The sequence below is a fragment of the Streptomyces deccanensis genome, from assembly GCF_022385335.1.
GTDB lineage: Bacteria > Actinomycetota > Actinomycetes > Streptomycetales > Streptomycetaceae > Streptomyces > Streptomyces deccanensis.
Genome location: NZ_CP092431.1, coordinates 971,504 through 993,737, shown reverse-complemented (window position 1 = coordinate 993,737; position 22,234 = coordinate 971,504). Strand labels below are relative to the sequence as shown.

At 71.2% G+C, this 22,234-nt stretch carries 17 protein-coding genes; 6 read left to right on the top strand and 11 right to left on the bottom strand.

Translation table 11 applies throughout. The features are described 5' to 3' along the window. Window positions 1-65 precede the first annotated feature (65 nt). The 3 genes from L3078_RS04625 to L3078_RS04615 are packed head-to-tail and all read left to right on the top strand — an operon-like array spanning window position 66 to window position 2,607. On the top strand, window positions 66-1,271 hold the full coding sequence (locus tag L3078_RS04625; RefSeq protein WP_239750969.1) for a thiolase family protein: 1,206 nt from the start codon (window positions 66-68) through the stop codon (window positions 1,269-1,271). Next, window positions 1,268-1,963 (top strand): 3-oxoacid CoA-transferase subunit A, encoded by a 696-nt coding sequence (locus L3078_RS04620; protein ID WP_239750967.1) that lies wholly within the window; start codon window positions 1,268-1,270, stop codon window positions 1,961-1,963. Before L3078_RS04625 ends, L3078_RS04620 begins: the two co-directional genes overlap by 4 nt. After that, window positions 1,960-2,607 (top strand): 3-oxoacid CoA-transferase subunit B, encoded by a 648-nt coding sequence (locus tag L3078_RS04615; RefSeq protein WP_239750965.1) that lies wholly within the window; start codon window positions 1,960-1,962, stop codon window positions 2,605-2,607. The genes L3078_RS04620 and L3078_RS04615 overlap by 4 nt, the downstream gene beginning before the upstream one ends. 136 nt (window positions 2,608-2,743) lie before the next feature. On the opposite strand, the gene L3078_RS04610 is transcribed toward L3078_RS04615, so the two are convergent. From L3078_RS04610 to L3078_RS04600, 3 genes are all read right to left on the bottom strand, one after another. After that, on the bottom strand, window positions 2,744-4,189 hold the full coding sequence (locus L3078_RS04610; protein ID WP_239750963.1) for a glyceraldehyde-3-phosphate dehydrogenase: 1,446 nt from the start codon (window positions 4,187-4,189) through the stop codon (window positions 2,744-2,746). A 128-nt stretch (window positions 4,190-4,317) separates the two neighbouring features. Further along, entirely contained in the window at window positions 4,318-7,164 is a 2,847-nt protein-coding gene (locus L3078_RS04605; protein ID WP_239750961.1) for a helix-turn-helix transcriptional regulator, read from the bottom strand. 257 nt (window positions 7,165-7,421) lie between these two features. After that, the gene (locus L3078_RS04600) at window positions 7,422-8,711 is read right to left on the bottom strand and encodes an alpha-L-fucosidase (protein ID WP_239750959.1); all 1,290 of its coding nucleotides are present in this window, start codon (window positions 8,709-8,711) and stop codon (window positions 7,422-7,424) included. A gap of 419 nt (window positions 8,712-9,130) precedes the next feature. Here L3078_RS04600 and L3078_RS04595 point away from each other — a divergent pair, with 419 nt between their 5' ends. After that, window positions 9,131-9,553: an SseB family protein gene (locus L3078_RS04595; RefSeq protein WP_184898176.1), complete on the top strand. Its 423-nt coding sequence runs from the start codon at window positions 9,131-9,133 to the stop codon at window positions 9,551-9,553. A 72-nt stretch (window positions 9,554-9,625) separates the two neighbouring features. On the opposite strand, the gene L3078_RS04590 is transcribed toward L3078_RS04595, so the two are convergent. From L3078_RS04590 to L3078_RS04560, 7 genes are all read right to left on the bottom strand, one after another. Then, complete coding sequence (locus L3078_RS04590; RefSeq protein ID WP_239750956.1) at window positions 9,626-10,027, bottom strand: MarR family winged helix-turn-helix transcriptional regulator; 402 nt, start codon at window positions 10,025-10,027, stop codon at window positions 9,626-9,628. An 84-nt stretch (window positions 10,028-10,111) separates the two neighbouring features. After that, a complete protein-coding gene (locus L3078_RS04585; RefSeq protein WP_239750954.1) occupies window positions 10,112-10,465 on the bottom strand; it encodes a VOC family protein in 354 nt (117 codons plus the stop codon). Continuing rightward, window positions 10,462-12,816 carry a 1,4-alpha-glucan branching enzyme gene (gene glgB, locus L3078_RS04580; RefSeq protein ID WP_239750952.1) on the bottom strand — a complete coding sequence of 785 codons (2,355 nt, stop codon included), beginning with the start codon at window positions 12,814-12,816 and terminating at the stop codon, window positions 10,462-10,464. Before glgB ends, L3078_RS04585 begins: the two co-directional genes overlap by 4 nt. 4 nt (window positions 12,817-12,820) lie before the next feature. Then, window positions 12,821-14,209 carry a maltokinase N-terminal cap-like domain-containing protein gene (locus L3078_RS04575; protein ID WP_239750949.1) on the bottom strand — a complete coding sequence of 463 codons (1,389 nt, stop codon included), beginning with the start codon at window positions 14,207-14,209 and terminating at the stop codon, window positions 12,821-12,823. A 29-nt stretch (window positions 14,210-14,238) separates the two neighbouring features. Further along, complete coding sequence (treS, locus tag L3078_RS04570) at window positions 14,239-15,957, bottom strand: maltose alpha-D-glucosyltransferase (RefSeq protein WP_239750945.1); 1,719 nt, start codon at window positions 15,955-15,957, stop codon at window positions 14,239-14,241. Beyond that, on the bottom strand, window positions 15,954-17,969 hold the full coding sequence (locus L3078_RS04565; protein WP_239750943.1) for an alpha-1,4-glucan--maltose-1-phosphate maltosyltransferase: 2,016 nt from the start codon (window positions 17,967-17,969) through the stop codon (window positions 15,954-15,956). The genes treS and L3078_RS04565 overlap by 4 nt, the downstream gene beginning before the upstream one ends. A 59-nt stretch (window positions 17,970-18,028) precedes the next feature. Further along, window positions 18,029-18,391 carry a DUF5133 domain-containing protein gene (locus tag L3078_RS04560; protein ID WP_239750940.1) on the bottom strand — a complete coding sequence of 121 codons (363 nt, stop codon included), beginning with the start codon at window positions 18,389-18,391 and terminating at the stop codon, window positions 18,029-18,031. A 267-nt stretch (window positions 18,392-18,658) separates the two neighbouring features. On the opposite strand from L3078_RS04560, the gene L3078_RS04555 reads away from it, so the two are divergent. Together L3078_RS04555 and glgX are read left to right on the top strand one after the other, a co-directional pair. Beyond that, entirely contained in the window at window positions 18,659-19,174 is a 516-nt protein-coding gene (locus L3078_RS04555; RefSeq protein ID WP_239750937.1) for a pep a2, read from the top strand. Further along, window positions 19,171-21,297, top strand: a complete 2,127-nt coding sequence (gene glgX, locus L3078_RS04550) for a glycogen debranching protein GlgX (protein ID WP_239750935.1) — start codon at window positions 19,171-19,173, stop codon at window positions 21,295-21,297. Before L3078_RS04555 ends, glgX begins: the two co-directional genes overlap by 4 nt. 17 nt (window positions 21,298-21,314) lie before the next feature. Here glgX and L3078_RS04545 read toward each other — a convergent pair whose 3' ends face one another. After that, the gene (locus L3078_RS04545; RefSeq protein WP_239750933.1) at window positions 21,315-22,115 is read right to left on the bottom strand and encodes a VOC family protein; all 801 of its coding nucleotides are present in this window, start codon (window positions 22,113-22,115) and stop codon (window positions 21,315-21,317) included. Window positions 22,116-22,234 lie beyond the last annotated feature (119 nt).

The window sequence follows — 22,234 nt, the reverse complement described above, 5'->3', positions numbered from 1 at the left end:
TCCATATCAATCGGCTTCGATATGCGTACTTCAGAATATCGCGGCTCGGGATTAGCGTCCCTGTCATGAGTGCTTTCCTCTACGCCGCGACACGGACGCCGTTCGGCCGCTTCAACGGTGCGCTGGCCGGCGTGCGCCCCGACGACCTCGCCGCCGCCGCGATCACCTCGACGCTCGCCCGGGTGCCCCGCTTCGACCCCGCCGCCATCGACGACGTGGTGTGGGGCAACGCCAACGGCGCCGGCGAGGAGAACCGCAACGTCGGCCGCATGGCCGCGCTCCTCGCCGGCCTCCCCGTGAGCGTCCCCGGCACCACCGTCAACCGCCTGTGCGGATCGAGCCTCGACGCGGCGATGACGGCCAGCCGCACCATCGAGTCCGGGGACGCCGAGGTGGTGCTGACCGGCGGCGTGGAGTCGATGACACGTGCGCCGTGGGTGCTGCCGAAGTCGGCGAAACCCTTCCCGGCCGGCGACGTCACCGCCGTCTCGACCACCCTCGGCTGGCGGCTGGTCAACCCGCGGATGCCGAAGGAGTGGACCGTCAGCCTCGGCGAGGCCAACGAGCAGCTCCACGAGCGCTTCGGGATCTCCCGCGAGCGCCAGGACGAGTTCGCCGCCCGCTCCCACCAACTCGCCCACACCGCCTGGGAGTCCGGCTTCTACGACGACCTGGTGGCACCGGTCGACGGCATCGACCTGACCCGCGACGAGGGCATCCGGCCCGGATCCACCGCCGAGGTGCTGGCGGGGCTCAAGCCCGTCTTCCGCACACCGGATCAGGGCGGCACCATCACCGCGGGCAACGCCAGCCCCCTCAACGACGGTGCCTCGGCGGTGCTGTTGGGCAGTGAGCAGGCGGCGTCCGCGATCGGGGCCGACCCGATCGCCCGTGTCGCAGGGCGCGGGGTGATGGCGCTGGAGCCGCAGGCCTTCGGCTACGCCCCGGTCGAGGCCGCGAACCGTGCGCTGGCCCGGGCCGGGATCGGCTGGGACCAGGTGGGCGCGGTCGAACTCAACGAGGCCTTCGCCGTGCAGTCGCTCGCCTGTGTCGACGCCTGGAAGATCGACCCCGCAATCGTCAACCAGAAGGGCGGCGCCATCGCGATCGGCCACCCGCTCGGCGCCTCGGGCGGCCGCATCCTCGCCACGCTGGCCAAGGTGCTGCGTGAGACGCGCCAGCGCTACGGTGTCGCCGCGATCTGCATCGGGGTCGGCCAGGGCCTGGCCGTCGTGCTGGAGAACTGCGACGTCACGGGGGCGAAGCGATGAGCCGGGCAGAGATCCTCGACAGCACCGACGCGGCGGTCGCCGGCATCGAAGACGGGGCGACCGTTCTGGTCGGCGGCTTCGGGTTGGCCGGCATGCCGTTCGACCTGATCGACGCGCTCATCAGGCAGGGTGCGAAAGACCTGACGATCGTGTCCAACAACGCCGGCAACGGCGACGTCGGGCTGGCCGCGCTGCTGGCCGCCGGCAGGGTGCGCAAGGTGCTCTGCTCCTTCCCGCGCCAGGCCGACTCCTGGGTCTTCGACGGCCTCTACCGCGCCGGGAAGATCGAGCTGGAGGTGGTGCCGCAGGGCAACCTGGCCGAGCGTATGCGGGCGGCGGGTGCCGGCGTCGGCGCCTTCTACTGCCCGACCGCGGTCGGCACGCCGCTGGCCGAGGGCAAGGAGGTACGGGAGATCGACGGCCGGACGTACCTGCTGGAGTACCCCATCAAGGGCGACTACGCGCTGATCGCCGCGCACGTCGCGGACACCATGGGCAACCTCGTCTACCGCAAGACCGCCCGCAACTTCGGACCGGTCATGGCCACGGCCGCGACGACGACGATCGTCCAGGTCGACGAGGTCGTCGAACCCGGGAAGCTCGACCCCGAGACCGTCGTCACCCCGTCCATCTACGTCGACCGGGTCGTCCAGGTGGCCGCCCGGCACTACACCGTGCAGGGGGCACGATGACCACCACGTCCACCGATCACCGTCTCTCGATGGACGAACTGGCCGCCGTCATCGCACGCGACATCCCGGCCGGCTCCTTCGTCAACCTCGGCATCGGGCAACCCACCAAGATCGCCGACCACCTGCCGGCCGGCTCCGGGGTGGTGCTGCACACCGAGAACGGCATGCTCAACATGGGCCCGAAGGCCGAGGGCGACGCGATCGACCCCGACCTGACCAACGCCGGCAAGGTCCCGGTGACCGAACTGCCGGGCGCGGCGTACTTCCACCACGCCGACTCCTTCGCGATGATGCGCGGCGGCCACCTCGACGTCTGCGTCCTCGGCGCGTACCAGGTCGCCTTCGACGGCGACCTCGCCAACTGGACCACCGGTGGGCCCGACGACATCCCCGCCGTCGGCGGCGCGATGGACCTCGCCATCGGCGCCAAGGACGTCTACGTGATGATGACGCTCTTCACCCGCTCCGGTGAGCCGAAGCTCGTGCCGCGGTGCACCTACCCGCTCACCGGCCTCGGCTGCGTCAGCCGCGTCTACACGGACCACGGCGTCTTCGACGTCGGCGCCGAAGGCGTACGGATCCGCGAGACGTACGGCGTCGCCGCCGACGAACTCGCCGAGCGACTCGGCATCACGCCGCTCTAGCGTTCTCCGCGCGGCCCGTACCTGACGACGGCCTCGAACCTGACGACGGCCTCGGTGCCACCCCGAGGGGGCGGCACCGAGGCCGTCGACTGTTCGGAGTCGGTTCACACCGATCCGCGGATCCCGCGCCGGTGGATCAGACCGCCGGCGAGGGGAACGTCGGGTACTCCACCCCGGAGACGTGCTGGACGACGCGGATGACCTGGCAGGAGTAGCCGAACTCGTTGTCGTACCAGAGGTAGAGGATCGCGTTGTCGCCGTCGACCTTGGTGGCGCCGGCGTCGACGATCGAGGCGTGGCGGGAGCCGATGAAGTCGCTGGAGACCGAGTCGGGCGCGTTGGTGAAGTCGATCTGGCGCTTCAGCGGGGAGGTCAGCGAGACACCCCGGAGGTAGTCGAGGACTTCCTCACGGTCGGTCTCGCGGCCGAGGCGCAGGCTGAGGATCGCGATCGAGACGTCCGGGACGGGGACGCGGATCGAGCTGCCGGTGATCGGCGCCTTCAGTTCGGGCAGCGCCTTGGCGACGGCCGAGGCGGCACCCGTCTCGGTGATGACCATGTTGAGCGGCGCGGAACGGCCGCGACGGTCCGACTTGTGGTAATTGTCCAGCAGGTTCTGGTCGTTGGTGAACGAGTGGACGGTCTCCACGTGACCGCGCAGCACACCGAACTCGTCGTCCATCGCCTTCAGCGGCGGCACGATCGCGTTGGTGGTGCAGGACGCGCAGGACAGGATCTGCTCGTCCGGCTTGATCGTGTCGTGGTTGACTCCGTGCACGATGTTCGGGACGTCGCCCTTGCCGGGCGCGGTCAGCACGACCTTGTCGATGCCCGGCCGCAGGTGCTTCGAAAGACCCTCACGGTCGCGCCACTTGCCCGTGTTGTCGATGAGGATGGCGTTCTTGATGCCGTACTCGGTGTAGTCGACCTCGGACGGGTCGCCGGCGTAGATGACCTTGATCTCGTTGCCGTTGGCGTTGATCGTGCTGGTCGCCTCGTCGACGGTGATCGTGCCCTGGAACTGGCCGTGGATGGAGTCCCGGCGCAGCAGCGAGGCGCGCTTGACGATGTCCTGCTCCCCGCCGCCGCGCACCACGATGGCGCGCAGCCGCAGCCCGTTGCCCGAGCCGGCCTTCTCGATGAGCAGGCGGGCCACGAGGCGGCCGATGCGGCCGAAGCCGTAGAGGACGACGTCGCGTCCCTCCCCGCCCTCGATCTTGTTGGCGCCGGTGGCGCCGGCGACGGCCTCGGCGGTGAACTCCTCGACCGACAGGCCCCGGTCGTCGGCCTGGTAGGCCTCGGCGAGCAGGCCGATGTCGATCTGGGAGGGGCCGAGGTCGAGCGTGGTGAGGGTCCGCAGGAACGGCAGGGTGTCGGTGACCGAGAGCTCCACGCCGGCGATCTGGCGGGCGAACCGGTGGGTCTTCAGGATGCTGACCACCGACTTGTTCACCAGGGAGCGGCTGTGCAGCAGGACGGTGACGTCCCGCTCGCGGTGCAGCTTCCCGATGATCGGGATCATCGATTCCGCGATCTCCTCGCGGTGCTTCCAGACGGTGAACGAGTCCTCGTTGAGAGTCACAGATTTGTCTTTCGAGCTAGGCGGCGCTCATATGCTAACCACCCCGCTCGGAGGAGACGCATCGAGGGGGTGCACATCACACCCATTCATTGACATCCCACTGCTCACGCGTGCCTTGGCATCCCGCCTCACGCGCCGCCCTCGCGCAGTTCGTCCCGGGTCTGGAGGGCCGCCAGCGCGGCTCGCGACGTGACGCCTGTCTTGCGGTAGATGCGGGCGAGGTGCGTCTCGACGGTGCGCGGGCTGAGGAAGAGCCGCTCGGCGATGGCGGGACTGGTCAGCCCCTTCGCGACGAGGGCGGCGACCTCCCGCTCCCGCGCGGACAGCGCGGCCAGCCCCACGGCCGCCCCTTCCGGCGACGGCGGCCCGGCCTCCGCACCCCTTCCCGCATCCACCGCCGCGCCGGTCTCCGACTCCACGAAGACCGCGGGGCGGATCGCCTCCGCGAGGCCGGTCAGGAGGTGGGCGTCGGCCTCGCCGCTCAGTCGTACGGCGCGTTCCCACATGGCGCGGGCACGGGCCGGGCGGCCCGCCGCCGCCGTCAGGGGAGTTCCCATCAGCAGGGTCTGCGCCTCCCACAACCCGCCTCGCCCCCGGGCCGCCTCCTCCGCGGCCTGCTCGAACAGCTCGGCGGCGGCGGCCAGATCACCCTCGGCCAACGGCACATGTGCCAGGCTGCGCAGCGCGGACGCCCGCTGCGCCACGAGACCCAGCCGCTCCGCCTCCTTGCGGGCACGTTCCGCCCACCGCCGGGCCTCGTCATGGTCCCCGGTGGCCACGGCGGCGGAGACGAGAACCTCGGTGAACAGGGGCCGCATGCTGGGCTGCAGACCGGACAGGTCCTCACCGCCCGCCCGCAGCACGGCCGCCCGGGCCCGCACCGGATCACCGGCGTGGAGCGCGGCGAACCCCAGCAGGCACCACGCGATGGACGCCCACCAGCCGGTGCCGGTACCGGCCCGGGAGACGGCTTCCTCCGCCACGGCCAGCGCACCGCCGTCACCCGGCGGAAGCGCGGGGATCAGCGCCAGGGCCTTGGACGCCAGGACGAAGGCGAGCAACTCGTCGCTGCCGATGCCCCGGGCTATCGTCTCCGCCTCCTCCGCGAGTTCCAGGGCCGACCCCAGCCGCAGGGTCATGACGTGCAGATGGGACCGGCACAGCAGCAGATGCGGCATCACATAGAGCAGACCGCCCCGGCGGGCGATCCCGAGGCCGCGCTCGGCGTGCCGTTCGGCGTCCGGGTACCGCTCCAGGAACGCCTCCGCCCAGCTGAGCCGGGCCAGCGGTTCGCACAGGCCGGCGAGATCCTGGTCGGTCAGGGAGTCGATGAGCGCGGCTGCCCGGTCGGTCGCCTCGGCGGCGGCCGTGGGGTTGCCCTCGTACGCCTCCCCGAGCGCGGTGACGGCGAGCGCGCCCGCCTCCGCGACCTCGTCGCCCAGTGACCGGGCCAGCTCCAGGGTGCGGGCCACGTCGTCGCGGACGTCCGGATACGAGCTGGCGTGCGGCGCCGACGAGCCCAGCTCCAGGCCGAGTCGGACGGTCTCGCTGGGGGAGAGGTCGGCGCCCCGGGCCAGTTCACGGCGGAGCAGGGCCACGGCCTCCGTGTACCGGCCGAGATGGCGCTCCATCACCGCGCACAGCGTGACGGCCAGGGTCCGCGCGCCGTCGTCGGTGCCCGGCGGCGACAGGCTGATCACCTCGTGCAGCAGGTCCCGGCTCTCGCGCAGCCCGCCGCAGGCGCCGAGCGCCTCGGCCCGGCGCAGCATCAGATCCCGGCGCAGCACGCTGTGCACCGGCTGTTCGGGCAGATGGGCGAGGGCGACGCCGAGCCAGTGCGCGCTGCTCGCGGGCGCGGTCGCGGCGGCCTGCCGCGCGGCCTCGGTGAGCACGGTCACGGCGTGCGGGTCCCAGCCGGTCAGTGCCCGCTCGACGTGGTGCGCCCGCTCGTCGACCGGCGCCCCGATCCGGGCCAGTTCGACGGCGGCGAGGTGGTGCATCCGGGTGCGCAGCGTCGGGTCGGTGGTGTCGTGGACGAGGGACCGCAGCACCGGATGGCGGAGCGTCCACCGTCCGTCCGTCCCCGGTCGCGCCAGATCCCGGACGGCCAACTCATGGAAATCCGCGTCGAGTTCATGCTCCGGGCGCCCGGTGACGGCGGCCACCAGAGCGGGTGCCGCGTGGTCGCCGAGCACGGCCACGGCCTGGATCGTCCGGCGTTGGTCGTCGGTGAGCGGCGTCAGCTCGTCCAGCAGCAGTGAGCTGAGCCCCGCGGGCCTGCCGGCCTGGAGCAGGGCGAGGAAGTACAGCGGGTTGCCCTCGCTGGCGGCGTACAGCTCGGCGGCGAGACCGGCCGGGCGGCCCGGGGCCAGCGCCGCGAGGCAGGCGTCCCGGTCGAGGGGGCCCAGTTCCAGGCGGAGCACCGTCCCGGCCTCGACGCCCCGGGTGAGGGAGGCGACGAGCCGGGGCGCGGTCTGCCGTTCCCGCCGGGCCACCACGATCACCACGGGCGCGCGCCGGGGCGGATGCCGGACGAGGTGGTCGAGGAGCTCCAGGGACGCCGGGTCCGCCCAGTGCACGTCGTCGAGGGCCACCACGAGGCCGTTGCCCGTGTGCGCGATCCGGGCCAGGAACGCCGCCGCCGCGCGTTGCAGGGCGAACCGGTCCATGGTGTGGACCTCGGCGAACGGCGACGGGATCCCCGTCTCGGCGTCGAGGTCGGCGAGGGCGTCGGCGAACGGCTGGTACGGCAGGTGCCGCTCGTACTCGGTCGCCCGGCCGCGCAGCACCGTCATGCCCTTGTCCCGGGCCCGCGCGCAGAACTCGGCGACCAGCCTGGTCTTGCCGATGCCGGCCGTGCCGGTGACGTCCACGACCGCCGGGCCGTGGCCGGGCCCGGCCAGCCCGTCGAGCACGTCGGCGAGGCGGCTCAACTCGGTCTCCCGGCTCACCAGCGGAGCGACGTCCCACGGCAACGCGATTCCCCCTGAAGCGGGCCCGGGGCCGTCCCGGGCCGATCCGGAGGTTCCTGAGAGCGAACCCACGGTCGATTCCCCGAGGATTGTACGTAGGCCCCGAACACGTCCCCGGCCCGCTCCACGCCCTCGTACGGGCCCAGCAGGTGCGGTGACGAGCGGTGACACGCGGGGTGATGAGCCCCGCGCCCGACGCCTTGGGGCCGACGCCCCGTGCCCGACGTCCCGGCCCGACGCGGGTGTCGGGCCGGGACGGGTCAGTCGCGGCCCGTGCCCCGGTAGAGGTCGATCTCCCCTTCCAGTTCCACCGCGAGGACGGTCGCGTACGGATCGAGGTCGGCCTCCGCGGGTGCGTCGATCCAGGTCACGCCGGGTACCGCGTCGAGACCGCCGATCACCCGGTGGGCCAGCTCGGTGCCCGTGCCGAGGACGGTGACCTTGCTGACGGGATTGCGCAGCCCCCGGACCGCCACGGACTCACGCGGCACGTCGAAACACATCAGGTACAGGGTGCGCCGGTCGGCGGAGAGGGTGCTCGGACCGTAGTGGTGCCCGGCGGGCAGCCCGGCGACCGTGCCGTACACGGCGTCGGCGTGCCGCCCGATCCACGCCCCGAGCCCTTCCAGCCGCTCGACCTGCTCGGCGGGGATCGTCCCGTCCGCCCTCGGCCCGACGTCCAGCAGCAGGTTGCCGCCCATGCCGATCGTCTCGGCGAAGTAACGCACCAGCTGCCGCACGGACTTGTGGTTGTGGTCCGCGTGCTGGAAGCCCCAGGAGTCGTTGATGGTCAGGCACAACTCCCAGGGTCCGTCGGGGGCTTCGAGCGGCACGCCCTGTTCCGGGGTGGCGTAGTCGCCGTACGAGAGCATGCGGGCGTTGAGCACGGTGTCCGGGTTCTCCCTGAGGATCAGCTCGGCCAACTCCCGCATCCGCCACTGCTGTTCGGTGCGCTCCCACTCGCCGTCGAACCACAGCAGGTCGGGGCGGAACCGCTGGACCAGCTCGCCCACCTGGCCGTCCCGGTAGGCGAGGTAGCGCTCCCAGGCGGCCGGGTCCTCCTCGCCGGGTGCGGCATGGGAGTAGGGGTTGGCGTCGTTGCCGCCGGGGTGTTCGTTCGTCCACTGGTCGATCTCGGGGTGGCGGACGCTGGCGTAGTCGGGGTGGTTCCAGTCGGAGTGCGAGTAGTAGAGGCCGACCTTGAGGCCCCGCTCGCGCAGCGCGTCGACGTACCCGGTGATCAGGTCCCGGCCGGCCGGGGTGCGGTGGACGACGCCCAGGTCGCCCAGGGCGGTGTCCCACAGGGCGACGCCGTCGTGGTGGCGTGCCGTGAGCACCGCGTACTTCGCGCCGACCCGGGCGAACAACTCGGCCCAGGCCGCGGGGTCGTACGCGGACGCGGTGAAGCCGTCGAGCTGTTTCATGTACCGCTCGTGCGGCACCTCGCCCCAGTAGAAGGACCAGGACTCCGGCACCCCCTCCACGGCGTAGATGCCGTAGTGGATGAAGATGCCCAGCTTGGCGGCGGGAAACCAGGGTTGCATGGTCATGCGGCCACGCTAGGGGCCCGCTCCCGGCGGCCGCGTGGGCGCGGGTCACCACTACTGGTCCATTTTCACCGTCGGCCGCTTCGGTGCATCGTCGACCGCGCGACCCCTCACGCAGGACGACAACAGCGCCGACCACACCCTGCCGACCGGCAGAACGACCGTGAAGGCCGGAAGGGCGATCCGCGGGTGTACGTCCTCGACGGCCCCGGAAAGAGCGGCACGGACGGGCTCGATCCGAAGTGACCTCCGGGGGGCCGCAGCCGTGCTGACCGGGCCCTCGCGCCCCACCGGCCCCTCGCGCCCCCCATGCATCGGCCAGGTGGAGGAATGCCCGCCTCCCCGTCGGGTACGCGACCAGCGCAGCGCCCGGGACGGACGCCGTCCCGGGCGGCCCTTCCGCTACTAGCTGGGATCTTCCGATGGACATACCCGCCAATGGCCACACCCCGCCCCAGGCCGCCTCGCCGGCCCAGCGGGCGCTGACCGCGCTCGCCTTCGACACCCATGACACGGCCGCGCTCCACACGCTCGCCGACACCGACGTGCTGATCCCGGTCCCGGACGACGCCGACGAGGCGGCCGTGAACGATCCGACGGCCGTGGCGCTGCCCGTGCTGGAGCAGCCCGGCGGCGAGCAGATCGTGCCGGTCTTCACCTCGGAGCCCGCGATGGCCGAGCTCCTGCCCTATGTGTCGCGCTACCGCCTGGTGCCCCTGGGCGCCCTGGCCTCCCAGTGGCCCGCCGACGCCGACCTCTCCCTCACCATCGACGCCGGCTCCCCGCACGGCCTCACCCTCGACGCCCACGACGTGGGCACCCTGCTCGGAGGTCAAGGGATCTGACCCGCACGGGACCGCTCGCCCGACGGACGAGGGGAGGGCCTTCAGGCGCTCCCGCGAGCCCCGAGGGCGGGGTCAGTCCTGCCGCAGCATGCGGGCCAGGACGTCACGCTGCAGCGGCTGGACCCGGGTGTGCAGCTCGCGGCCCTTGTCCGTCAGGGTGACCCACACCCCGCGCCGATCCTCCGCGCACACGGACCGCTCCACCAGGCCGTCCTTCTCCAGTCGGCCGATCAGCCGGGACAGCGCGCTCTGGCTGAGGTGGACCTTCTCGGCGATGTTCTGCACCCGGCACAGGTCCCCGGCCGCCGTGGCCGCCGCCAGCCCCGACGCGAGGATGTCGAGCACCTCGAAGTCGCTGGCGCCCAGCCCGTGCGGATGCAGCACGCGATCGATCTCGCACATCGTGCGGGCGTGCACGGACAGGATGTCCCGCCACTGGTCCTCGAGCCGGACACCGGTCGTGTTCGCTGCCATATGTGCACGGTAACAGAGGACGAATCGATCGTTGAGTGTGCAACTAGTGCAGCCGCATCGATCGTCTCGGCCCTACTCGGCCGTCTACTCCGCGACCGTGTCCTGGAGGAGTCCGATCAGGTTGCCGTCGGGGTCCTTCACCGAGGCGATCAGCCGGCCGCCGCCCACGTCATGGACGTCCTCCAGCGTCTGCGCGCCGGCCCCGAGCAGTGCCGCGAGCGTCGTCCGGATGTCGGTGACGTGCCAGTACGGCACCGGCCCCGTCATTCCCTTCGCGTGGCCGTTCGGGTCCAGCCCCACGTCCTGCCCCGCGTCCTTGAATCCGACGTAGTACGGCGAGTCCGCGTACGGCTCGACCTCCAGCAGCGCACTGAACAGGGCCTTCGCCCGAGCCAGGTCCTTCACGGGGTAGATGACGGTCTTCAGTCCGGCGGTCATGACGCACTCCTTCGCGGTGTTCTGCGGTCCTTGGAATCCGCCTTCACGCTAGGCCGGACCGGCACCGCCGGGCTTCTCCGATCCTGACCGGTCGCCCCCGGGCCGAAAGACGGCTCCGGGCGCAGCCACACCGTGGCCAGTGGGGGCAGGGTCAGACGGACACTGGCCGGCCGCCCGTGCCAGGGATGCGGCTCGGCCTCGACCGGCCGGGAACAGGTGACATCGCTGCCCCCGTAGACAGCCGCGTCCGTGTTCAGCACCTCGCGCCACGCCGCGACGCCGTCCGGCACCCCGAGGCGGTAGTCCTCCCGCACCACGGGGCTGAAGTGCGAGACGGCCAACAGCGGCGTGCCGTCCGCGGCGAGCCGCAGGAACGCGAAGACGTTGTCCTCGGCGGCGTCCCCACTCACCCACTGGAAGCCGGCCGGGTCCGTGTCCCGCTGCCAGAGGGCGGGCGTGTCGCGGTAGACCGTGTTGAGGTCGCGGACGAGGTCCCGCACCCCCCGGTGGTCCGCCTCCGCGCCGTACGCGGGGTCGAGCAGCCACCAGTCCGGCCCCTGGGCCTCCACCCACTCCCCGCCCTGGGCGAACTCCTGCCCCATGAAGAGGAGTTGCTTGCCGGGATGGGCCCACATGAAGCCGAGGTACGCGCGGTGGTTCGCTCGCTGCTGCCACCAGTCGCCCGGCATCTTCGACACCAGCGACCGCTTGCCGTGCACGACCTCGTCGTGCGAGATCGGCAGGACGTAGTTCTCGCTGTACGCGTACACCATCGAGAACGACATCTCGTTGTGGTGGTACTTGCGGTGCACGGGCTCGTGCTCGATGTAGCCCAGCGAGTCGTGCATCCACCCCATGTTCCACTTCAGCCCGAAGCCCAGCCCGCCGCTGTCGGTCGGGCGGGTCACCCCGTCCCAGGCCGTGGACTCCTCCGCGATCGTCACGACGCCCGGCGCCCGCCGGTACACGGTGGCGTTCATCTCCTGGAGGAAGGCGACCGCGTCCAGATCCTCGCGCCCGCCGAACACATTGGGCGACCACTGCCCGGAGTCCCGCGAGTAGTCGAGGTAGAGCATCGAGGCGACCGCGTCCACCCGCAGCCCGTCGACATGGAACTCCTCGCACCAGTACACGGCGTTCGCCACGAGGAAGTTGCGCACCTCGGTGCGGCCGAAGTCGAACTCGTACGTCCCCCAGTCCGGATGCTCCGCCCGCCGGCTGTCCCCGGGCTCGTACAGCGGCTCCCCGTCGAAGCGGCCGAGCGCCCAGTCGTCCTTCGGGAAGTGCGCGGGCACCCAGTCCACGATCACCCCGATCCCGGCCCGGTGCAGGGCGTCGACGAGGTACTTGAAGTCGTCCGGGGTGCCGAGCCGGGCGGTCGGGGCGTAGAAGCCGGTGACCTGGTAGCCCCAGGAGCCGCTGAACGGGTGCTGGGCCACCGGCATCAACTCGACATGGGTGAACCCCAGATCGGCCACGTATCCGGGCAGCACGTCCGCGAGCTGACGGTACGTCAGCCCAGGGCGCCAGGACGGAAGATGGACCTCGTACACCGAGAACGGCGCCTGGTGCACCGGGATGTCACCGCGCCGGGCCATCCACTCGGCGTCGCCCCACTCGTAGTGCGAGGCGTGCACGACGGACGCCGTCGCGGGCGGCACCTCCGCCCGGCGGGCCATCGGGTCGGCCTTGAGCAGCCGGCGGCCGTCGCGCGCGGTGATCTCGAACTTGTAGAGGGCGCCCTCGCCCACCCCCGGCAGGAACAGCTCCCAGACCCCCGAGGAGCCGAGGGACCTCATCGGGAACGCCGTCCCGTCCCAGCAGCCGAAGTCCCCGACGACCCGCACCCCGCGGGCGTTCGGCGCCCAGACGGTGAAGCGGGTGCCGGTGACCCCTTGGTGGGTCATCGGCTCGGCCCCGAGCGCCTTCCACAACTGCTCGTGCCGCCCCTCCCGGATCAGATGCAGATCCAGCTCGCCGAGCGCGGGCAGGAAACGGTACGGGTCGTGGACCTCGTGGTCGGTGTCCTCGTACGACACGAACAGCGTGTACGCGGGGACGGCGTCGAGCGGCAGGAGGACGGAGAAGAGACCGTCGCCCTCCGAGGCGAGATAGCTGCGCTCGCCCTCGATCACCACGCTCACGGCATGGGCGTACGGGCGCAGCGCCCGCACCGCGATCCCGCCGCCCGGCACCGGGTGGGCGCCCAGCAGGGCGTGCGGGTCGTGGTGTGCGCCGGAGAGCAGCCGTGCGCGTTCCTCGGGGGGCAGGGGAGGGGCGGCCACGGTCAGCCGGGGGCGGCGCCGGGGCGGACCGGCCGACTCGGGGGGCGTGGTGTCACGCAGGGCCACGGGTTCAGTCTCCTCTCACGGCGAGACGCTCGATCGCCGCCATCGGTACGGGGAGCCAGTCGGGTCGGTGCCGGGCCTCGTAGAGGACCTCGTACACGGCCCGGTCCGTCTCGTAGGCACGCAGCAGGCCGTGCTTCTCGCGCGGGTCCCAGCCGGCGCGGGCCGCGTAGCCCGCGCAGTACGCCTCCCGGCAGCGACGCGCCCACTCCGGGCGCCAGGGCCGACGCTGCCGCGCGGCGTAGTCGAAGGAGCGCAGCATCCCGGCGATGTCCCGCACCGGCGACTGGGTACCGCACCGCTCGGCGAGCGGACGGGACGGCTCGCCCTCGAAGTCGATGACGAACCACTCCGGGCCGGCCCGCAGCACCTGCCCCAGATGCAGATCGCCGTGGACGCGCTGCGCGGGCGGCCCCGCGTCGCAGGCCAGCAGGGCGCGGAAGGCAGTGCGCAGACCGGGGACGTACGGCCGCAGAGCCGGTACGGCGCGTGCGGCGGCGTCGAGCCGTTCGGTCATCGCGGCCGCCGTCCGCGCGTTCTCGCCGGGGGCCCCGGCGGGGAAGGCCGACGCCAGCGCCAGATGCACCTCCGCCGTGGCCCGGCCCAGCTCACGCGCCTGTTCGGTGAAGTCCTGCCCGGCGGCGAGCGCGCCGAGCGCCAGCGTCCAGCCGTCGGAGGCGTCGGGCAGGAACGGCTGCAGCACACCGAGGGTCGCCGGGAACGGATCGATCGTGCGGAACCAGGCGACCGGCGCCGGCACCCGGCCGCACCCCTGCCCGGCCAGCGCGCCCGGCACCTCCAGATCGGGGTTCACCCCCGGCTGGATGCGCCGGAAGACCTTCAGGATGTACGCGTCCCCGTACACCAGCGAGGAGTTGGACTGCTCGGCGTCCAGCAGCCGGGGCGCCAACCCGGCGGGTACCCGCGCGCCCGGGTCCGCCTCGAAACGCAGGGGGCCCGCCGAGCCGGGATGCCGCAGCCGTTCGAGGAGCAACTCGGCCGACCGGGGGTCGTACAGCGCGTCGTAGACCGTCAGACCGGCGAGCGGTCCTTCGTGCGCCTGCCCGATGAGCGCCCTGGCCAGGCGCGGCACCGGATGCTCCCGCACCCCGAGCAGGAGCTGATAGCAGTCGCCGGCCGGGGGAGTACCGCCCGGCGCGGGCACCCCGCCGTGACCGGTGTGGCTCGGCTGACCGGTGTGCACGAGCAGATGCAGGCACCCCGGATACAGCTCGGTCATCGACAGCAGGGCGAGATCCGTGACCGGCCGGTCCTTGCCGGCGAACCAGCGTTGCCGTGGCAGCCACTCGCGCAACAGCCCCGCCAGCGAGGTCATGAGGCCGGTGGCGACCTCTTCGCCGCTCGGCCGGAGCAGTGCGGATGCGGTCTTCGACATGGTGACGCGTCCTTTCGCCGGCCCGCGCTTCAACGCCCTCGGGCAGCGCGGGAGAGGACTCGGGAGAGCCGGAACCAGTAGAAGCCGTGGCCCGCGAGGGTGAGCAGATAGGGCAGTTCACCGATGGCGGGGAAACGGACGCCGCCGATGAGTTCGACGGGGTGGAGTCCCTCGTAGGCGTGCAGATCGAGCTCGGTGGGCTGCGGGAAGCGCGAGAAATTGTTCACGCACAGCACCAGGTCGTCCTTGTACTCCCTGAGATACGCCAGAACGGAGGGGTTGGACGAGGGGAGTTCGGTGTAGGTGCCGAGGCCGAACGCCGGGTTCTGCTTGCGGATCTCGATCATCCGGCGGGTCCAGTGCAGCAGCGAGGAGGGGGACGACATCGACGCCTCGACGTTGGTGACCTGGTAGCCGTAGACCGGGTCCATGATCGTCGGCAGGTAGAGACGGCCGGGGTCGCTGGAGGAGAAGCCGGCGTTGCGGTCGGGGGTCCACTGCATGGGGGTGCGGACGGCGTCGCGGTCGCCGAGCCAGATGTTGTCGCCCATGCCGATCTCGTCGCCGTAGTAGAGGATCGGCGAGCCCGGGAGGGACAGCAGGAGAGCGGTGAACAGTTCGATCTGGTTGCGGTCGTTGTCCAGGAGCGGGGCGAGGCGCCGGCGGATGCCGATGTTGGCGCGCATGCGCGGGTCCTTGGCGTACTCCGCGTACATGTAGTCGCGTTCTTCGTCGGTGACCATTTCGAGGGTGAGCTCGTCGTGGTTCCGCAGGAAGATGCCCCACTGGCAGCTGGAAGGAATGGCCGGTGTCTTGGCGAGGATTTCCGAGACCGGGTAACGGGATTCCCGGCGGACGGCCATGAAGATCCTCGGCATCACCGGGAAGTGGAACGCCATGTGGCATTCGTCGCCGCCGCTGGCGAAGTCGCCGAAGTAGTCGACGACGTCCTCCGGCCACTGATTGGCCTCCGCGAGGATGACCGTGTCGGGATACAGCGCGTCGAGTTCCCGGCGGACGTGCTTCAGGAACGCGTGGGTGGCCGGCAGGTTCTCGCAGTTGGTCCCTTCCTCCTGGTAGAGGTAGGGGACCGCGTCCAGCCGGAACCCGTCGATGCCCAGGTCCAGCCAGAACCGCAGGGCCGCCAGCATCTCCTCGCGCACGGCCGGGTTCTCGTAGTTGAGGTCGGGCTGGTGGGAGAAGAAGCGGTGCCAGAAGTACTGCTTGCGGACGGGGTCGAAGGTCCAGTTGGAGGCTTCGGTGTCGACGAAGATGATCCGCGCGTCCTGGAACTGCTTGTCGTCGTCGGCCCAGACGTAGTAGTCGCCGTAGGGTCCGTCGGGGTCTTTCCTCGATTCCTGGAACCACGGGTGCTGGTCGCTGGTGTGGTTCATGACGAAGTCGATGATGACGCGCATGCCGCGTTGGTGGGCGGCGTCGACGAATTCGACGAAGTCGGCGAGGTCGCCGAATTCGGGGAGGACGGCGGTGTAGTCGGAGACGTCGTATCCGCCGTCGCGGAGGGGGGATTTGAAGAAGGGCGGGAGCCAGATGCAGTCGATGCCGAGCCACTGCAGGTAGTCGAGTTTGGCGGTCAGGCCCTTGAGGTCGCCGATGCCGTCGCCGTTGCTGTCCTGGAAGGAGCGGACGAGGACCTCGTAGAAGACGGCGCGTTTGAACCAGTCCGGGTCCCGGTCCTTCTGCGGCGTGTCCTCGAAGGTGTCCGGGATGGGTTTGTTCATGGTCATGGCGTACCTGACCCTCCGATCTGCGACGAGGAGGACGAGCTGTCGTCCTGGAGCTGGACGTGGAGGACGTGCGCGGGTGCCCGCCCGGGCTCCAGGCGCACGTAGTTCGTCCTTCCCCAGCGGTAGCTCTCCCCTGTCAACTCGTCGCGCACTGGCACGTTTTCGCCCATGCCCAGACCGAGTTCCGCCATGTCGAGCGTGATCGTGGCCTCCTGGGTGCGGTGGGGGTCGAGGTTGACGACCACCACGACCGCGTCCCGCCCGGCGCGCTTGCTGTACGCGATCACCGCGTCGTTGTCCGTGTGGTGGAAGCGCAGATTTCGCAGTCCGTGCAGTGCGGGGTGCCGCCGTCTGATGTGGTTGAGCGCGGTGATGAGGGGGGCGATGGTGCGTCCGTCGCGTTCGGCGGCGTCCCAGTCGCGGGGGCGGAGTTGGTACTTCTCGGAGTCGAGGTATTCCTCGCTGCCGGGTTTGAGGGGGGTGTTCTCGCAGAGTTCGTAGCCGGAGTAGACGCCCCAGGTGGGGGAGAGGGTGGCGGCGAGGACGGCGCGGAGTTCGAAGGCGGGGCGGCCGCCTTCCTGGAGGAAGGCGTGGAGGATGTCGGGGGTGTTGACGAAGAAGTTGGGCCGCATGTAGGCGGCTGCCTCACCGGCGAGTTCGGTGGCGTAGTCGGTGAGTTCGGCTTTGGTGGTGCGCCAGGTGAAGTAGGTGTAGGACTGCTGGAAGCCGGTGGCGGCCAGGGTGTGCATCATCGCGGGGCGGGTGAAGGCCTCGGCGAGGAAGATGACGTCGGGGTCGGTCGCGTTGATGTCGGCGATGACCTGTTCCCAGAAGAACACCGGTTTGGTGTGGGGGTTGTCGACGCGGAAGATCCGTACGCCGTGGTCCATCCAGTGGCGCAGGACGCGGGTGGTCTCGGCGATCAGGCCGGGCAGGTCGGCGTCGAAGGCGATGGGGTAGATGTCCTGGTACTTCTTGGGCGGGTTCTCGGCGTAGGCGATGGTGCCGTCGGGGCGGTGGTGGAACCACTCGGGGTGTTTGTGCACCCAGGGGTGGTCGGGGGAGCACTGCAGGGCGAAGTCGAGGGCGATCTCCAGGCCGTGGGCGCGGGCCTCGGCGACGAAGAAGTCGAAGTCGTCGATCGTGCCCAGATCCGGGTGGACGGAGTCGTGGCCGCCCTCGGGGGAGCCGATCGCCCAGGGCACGCCCACGTCGTCCGGTGTCGGGGAGAGGGTGTTGTTGCGGCCCTTGCGGAAGGTGGTCCCGATGGGGTGGATCGGGGGGAGGTAGACGACGTCGAAGCCCATGGCGGCGATGGCCGGCAGGCGGCGGGCGGCGGTGCGGAAGGTTCCGTGGGGCTGCTCGGGGGTGCCCTCGGAGCGGGGGAAGAACTCGTACCAGGAGCCGAACAGGGCCCGTTCGCGTTCCACCAGCAGGGGCAGCGGCTCGGAGGAGGTGACCAGCTCCCGCAGGGGATGGCGGGTCAGGACCTCCTCGACCTCCGGCGCCAACGCCACCGCCAGCCGGTCGGCGGCCGACAGGGTGTCGTCCCGGAGCTTCCGGACCACCGTCACCAGAACCGCGTGCAGATCCGCCTCCGGCACCCCGGCGGCGGCCCGGGCGAAAAGTTCGGCACCCTCCTCCAGGACGAGCCCCGTGTCGATGCCGGCCGGGACCTTGATCCGGGCGGTGTGACGCCAGGTGGCGACGGGATCGCTCCAGGCCTCGACGCGGTACGTCCAGCGGCCCTCGGAGGTGGGGGTGACCCAGGCGCCCCAGCGGTCGGTGCCGGGAGCCAGTTCGCGCATCGGGGTCCATGGGGCCGGACGGCCCTCCGGATCCTTGAGCACGACATTGGCGGCCACCACACCGTGCCCCTCGCGGAACAGCGTCGCGGTGACCTCGAAGGTCTCGCCGACGACCGCCTTCGCGGGACGTCTGCCGCACTCGACGAGCGGGCGGACATCCCTGACGGGGACGCGGCCGACGGTCGGGGCCGGAGTCGGGCTCATGGGTCTCACCTCCGCCGTGCTCGGGGATCGGCGCTGGGCCGAACGGGTGTCTACGGGCTCTACAGCCCTGCCGTGGAACGCCGACCGGACGGCGGACCACCTCTGGTGGAACGGCTCTCGCCGGTCCGGGTCTTGCCGGCCCCCTTACGGGTCCGGTCCTTACCGGTCTTGCCGGTGGGTTCCTGCTGGGGACGGTCGCCCTGCTCCTGGAGATAGGCGGGCAGGCTCGTCCGCAGATAGCGTTCGGCGGCCGCCACGGCCTCGCGGGCGCAGCGTTTGCCCATCAGCACGCACAGCGTGTAGCCCGAGTCCTCGAAACTGTCCCGGGCCGCGCGGTCGGTCGGGGACGCGAGCATCACGCGTTCCCAGGTGCGGTAGCGCCGCAGATGTCTGGCCACCTCGTTCTTGGCGGGCAGCAGCATGTGCTGGTCCCTCCCGGCACTCTCGGCGGAGCACGCTTCCCGGGGGAGGTCGTGCACGGAGGAGCACCGGCGCCTCACGGGAGCCGATGCCTTCACTCATGGTGCACGCGCAACCACCGGGCGTCTTGTTGGTTCTTCAACCACCTCGGGAGTCGCTCGTGTTGCACGAATGGCGTAGCCCTCCCACTCTGGAGCTGACTCAGAAGTGATCGGTGCTCACGCTTCGTGCACACGAGGCGGGGCTTCGCCGGTGAGGAGCCAACGACGATGAAGACCGCAGTGCCTCGCTACTACCACCTCGACGTGGAAGTCAGTCCGGAACGGGTCGGACAGGCCAGCCGCATCCTGGCCGCTCACCTCCGGTTCTGGGACCTGGAAACCCTCGTCAAGCCCGTCTGCCACAGCGCCGAACTCCTTCTGCACGCCATCGAGGAGCACGCGACGGACAAGAACACGTCGATCGAGATGTGGTGGAACGGTCACCACCTCATCTCGGCGGTGGCCGAGAACGACCGAGAGCTGCGCCCGGACCGGGAGTTGCGCCCCTGCCTGACCCGTATCGCCGCGCTCAGCGACGGCTGGGGCTGCTGCTCCACGGACACCGGCAGCACCGTCATCTGGTTCACCCAGCGGGCACCCGTCGACCAGAGCGTGCCCCTGGTGCCCACGGCGCCCGAACCGGCCCTGCCCGAAATGCTCCAGGTGCCCCGCGAGATGCCCGTCGCGGCGCTCGCCGGCGCTCCCGGCGGCGAGGCCTCGGACACCTCCGCAGGCACGCGGTGACCGTACGTCCCGACCGCGAAGGGGTGCCCGTGTGGAGCGGGCACCCCTACCCGCTCGGTGCCTCCTACGACGGCACCGGCACCAACTTCGCGCTCTTCAGCGAGGTCGCCGACCGCGTCGACCTCGTCCTCGTCGACGACACGGGCCGCCATCGCGCCGTCCCGCTCACCGAGGTCGACGGGTTCGTCTGGCACGGCCGGCTCCCCGGCGTCGGCCCCGGGCAGCGCTACGGCTACCGGGTGCACGGCCCCTGGGACCCCGCCGCGGGCCACCGCTGCGATCCGGCGAAACTGCTCCTCGACCCGTACACCACGGCCGTCGACGGGCAGGTGGACAACCACCCCTCGCTCCGCGAACCGGGCGCCGACAGCGCCGGGCACACCATGCTCGGCGTCGTCACCGACCCGTTCTTCGACTGGGGGGACGACCGCCCGCCCCGACGTCCCTACGCCGACACCGTCATCTACGAGGCGCACGTCCGCGGCCTCACCCGCACCCACCCCGACGTTCCCCCCGAACTGCGCGGCACCTACGCCGGGTTGGCGCACCCCGCCGTCGTCGAACACCTCACCTCGCTGGGCGTGACCGCGATCGAGCTGATGCCGGTCCACCAGTTCGTGCAGGACGGCGTCCTCCAGGACCGGGGGCTCGCCAACTACTGGGGCTACAACACCATCGGCTACTTCGCGCCCCACAACGCCTACGCCGCGCACGGCACCCGGGGCCAGCAGGTCACCGAGTTCAAGTCGATGGTCAAGGCCCTGCACGCGGCCGGCCTCGAAGTGATCCTCGACGTGGTCTACAACCACACCGCCGAGGGCAACGAGAAGGGGCCCACCCTCTCCTTCCGGGGCATCGACAACAGCTCCTACTACCGCCTGGTGGACGGCGACTGGGCGCACTACTACGACACCACCGGCACCGGGAACAGCCTCCTGATGCGGCACCCGTACGTCCTGCAACTGATCATGGACTCGCTGCGGTACTGGGTCACCGAGATGCATGTCGACGGATTCCGCTTCGACCTGGCCGCCACCCTGGCCCGTCAGTTCCACGAGGTGGACCGGCTCTCGGCGTTCTTCGACCTGATCCAGCAGGACCCGGTCATCAGCAGGGTCAAACTCATCGCCGAACCCTGGGACGTCGGCGAGGGCGGCTACCAGGTCGGCAACTTCCCCCCACTGTGGTCCGAGTGGAACGGCAAGTACCGTGACGCCGTACGGGACTTCTGGCGTGGCCGTCCCCATATGCTCGGCGAGTTCGCGTCCCGGCTGACCGGCTCCGCCGACCTCTACGAGCACAGCCGGCGCCGCCCCCGCGCGAGCGTCAACTTCGTCACCGCGCACGACGGTTTCACCCTGCGCGACCTGGTCTCCTACGACGACAAGCACAACGAGGCCAACGGCGAGGGCAACCAGGACGGCGAGAGCGTCAACCGCTCCTGGAACTGCGGAGTCGAAGGAGCCACCAGGGACCGGCGCGTCCTCGCCCTGCGCGCCCGACAGCAACGCAATCTGCTGGCCACCCTGCTGCTCTCCCAGGGCATCCCGATGATCGGCCACGGCGACGAGTCGGGCCGCACCCAGCGGGGCAACAACAACGCCTACTGCCAGGACAACGAGGTCTCGTGGCTCGACTGGCGGCTCGACGACGAACGGCGCGCGCTGCTCGCCTTCACCCGCGACCTCATCGCCCTGCGCGCCGCCCATCCGGTGCTGCGCCGCCGCCGCTTCTTCCGGGGCGACACACCGACCCGCGCGGACCAGCCGCTGCCCGACCTGGTGTGGCTGCGGCCGGACGCACGCGAGATGACCGACGCCGACTGGGACCGCTCCGACGCCCACGCCATGGCCGTGTTCCTCAACGGCGACGCCATCGCCGAACGTGACCCCCGCGGCGGCCCCGTCGTCGACGACTCCTTCCTGCTCCTGCTGAACAGCCACTGGGAGCCGCGGGTCTTCCGGCTGCCCGGCACCGCGTACGGCGAGCGCTGGGCGACCCGGGTCGACACGACCGCGGAGCCCGACGGCGTCCCGGACGAGGCCGAGTACAAGGCGGGCGCCGAGATCACCGTCGAGGCGCGGGGGCTGATGCTGCTGTCACGACCCTCCCGGGCCGGCTGATCCCGGCCGGGGCGGCGTCAGCGTCCGCTGCGGGACGTGATCGTGAACTGGGCGCCGTCGGGGTCGCGGAGCACCGCCTCGTGCGCGGTCTCGGTGAGGATCGTGCCGCCGTGGTGCTGGGCGGCCTCGACCCGGGCGGCCACGTCGGAGACGGAGAAGTGCACCTGCCAGTGCGGGCGGATCGTGGGATCGGGCGCGGCCTCCAGCGCGCCGGAGGTGATCCGGGCCACCACCTCGCCCTCGCTGCGCAGGACGACCTCGTTCGCCTCGTAGTGCACCTCGCAGCAGCCGGGCTTCTCGGTGGCCCACTCCAGGACCTCGCCGTAGAAGATCGCCGCGTCGAAGGCGTCCCGGGTGTGCAGCCGGATGAAGGCCGGTGCGGCCTTGCGCCAGGTCTCCCAGTCCGTGAAGAGCGCGCCCTCCCAGATCCCGAAGGAGGCGCCGTGCCGGTCCGCCAGCAGGGCGGCACGGCCGGGCGGGAAGGACAGGGGGCCGACCGCGACCGTGCCGCCGCGCTCCCTGGCCCGGGAGGCGGCCGCGTCGGCGTCCGACACGGCGAAGTACGGGGTCCAGGCCACCGCCATCTGCCACAGCGAGGCCACCCCGGCGATCCCGGCGACCGGCACACCGTCGGCCAGCGCGATGCGGAAGTGGTCGCCGAGCTTGGCGGTACGCCATCGCCAGCCCAGCACGGCGGCGTAGAAGTCCTCCGTGGCCGGCAGGTCCCGGCTGGTGAGGCTCACCCAGCAGGGCGCGCCGAAGACGGAATGGCTGGAGACGACGTTCTCGGCGTCCCGGTGATCGCTGTCGCAGTTCATGGCAGTCGTGTCCTGATCTCGTCCGTCGGCACACCCCGGCCCCACTCCAGTGTCCAACCGGATCCGGGGCCGGTGCCCGTCGAGTACCCCGCTTCGGCGTTCCGACCCCGGTGGCGGGC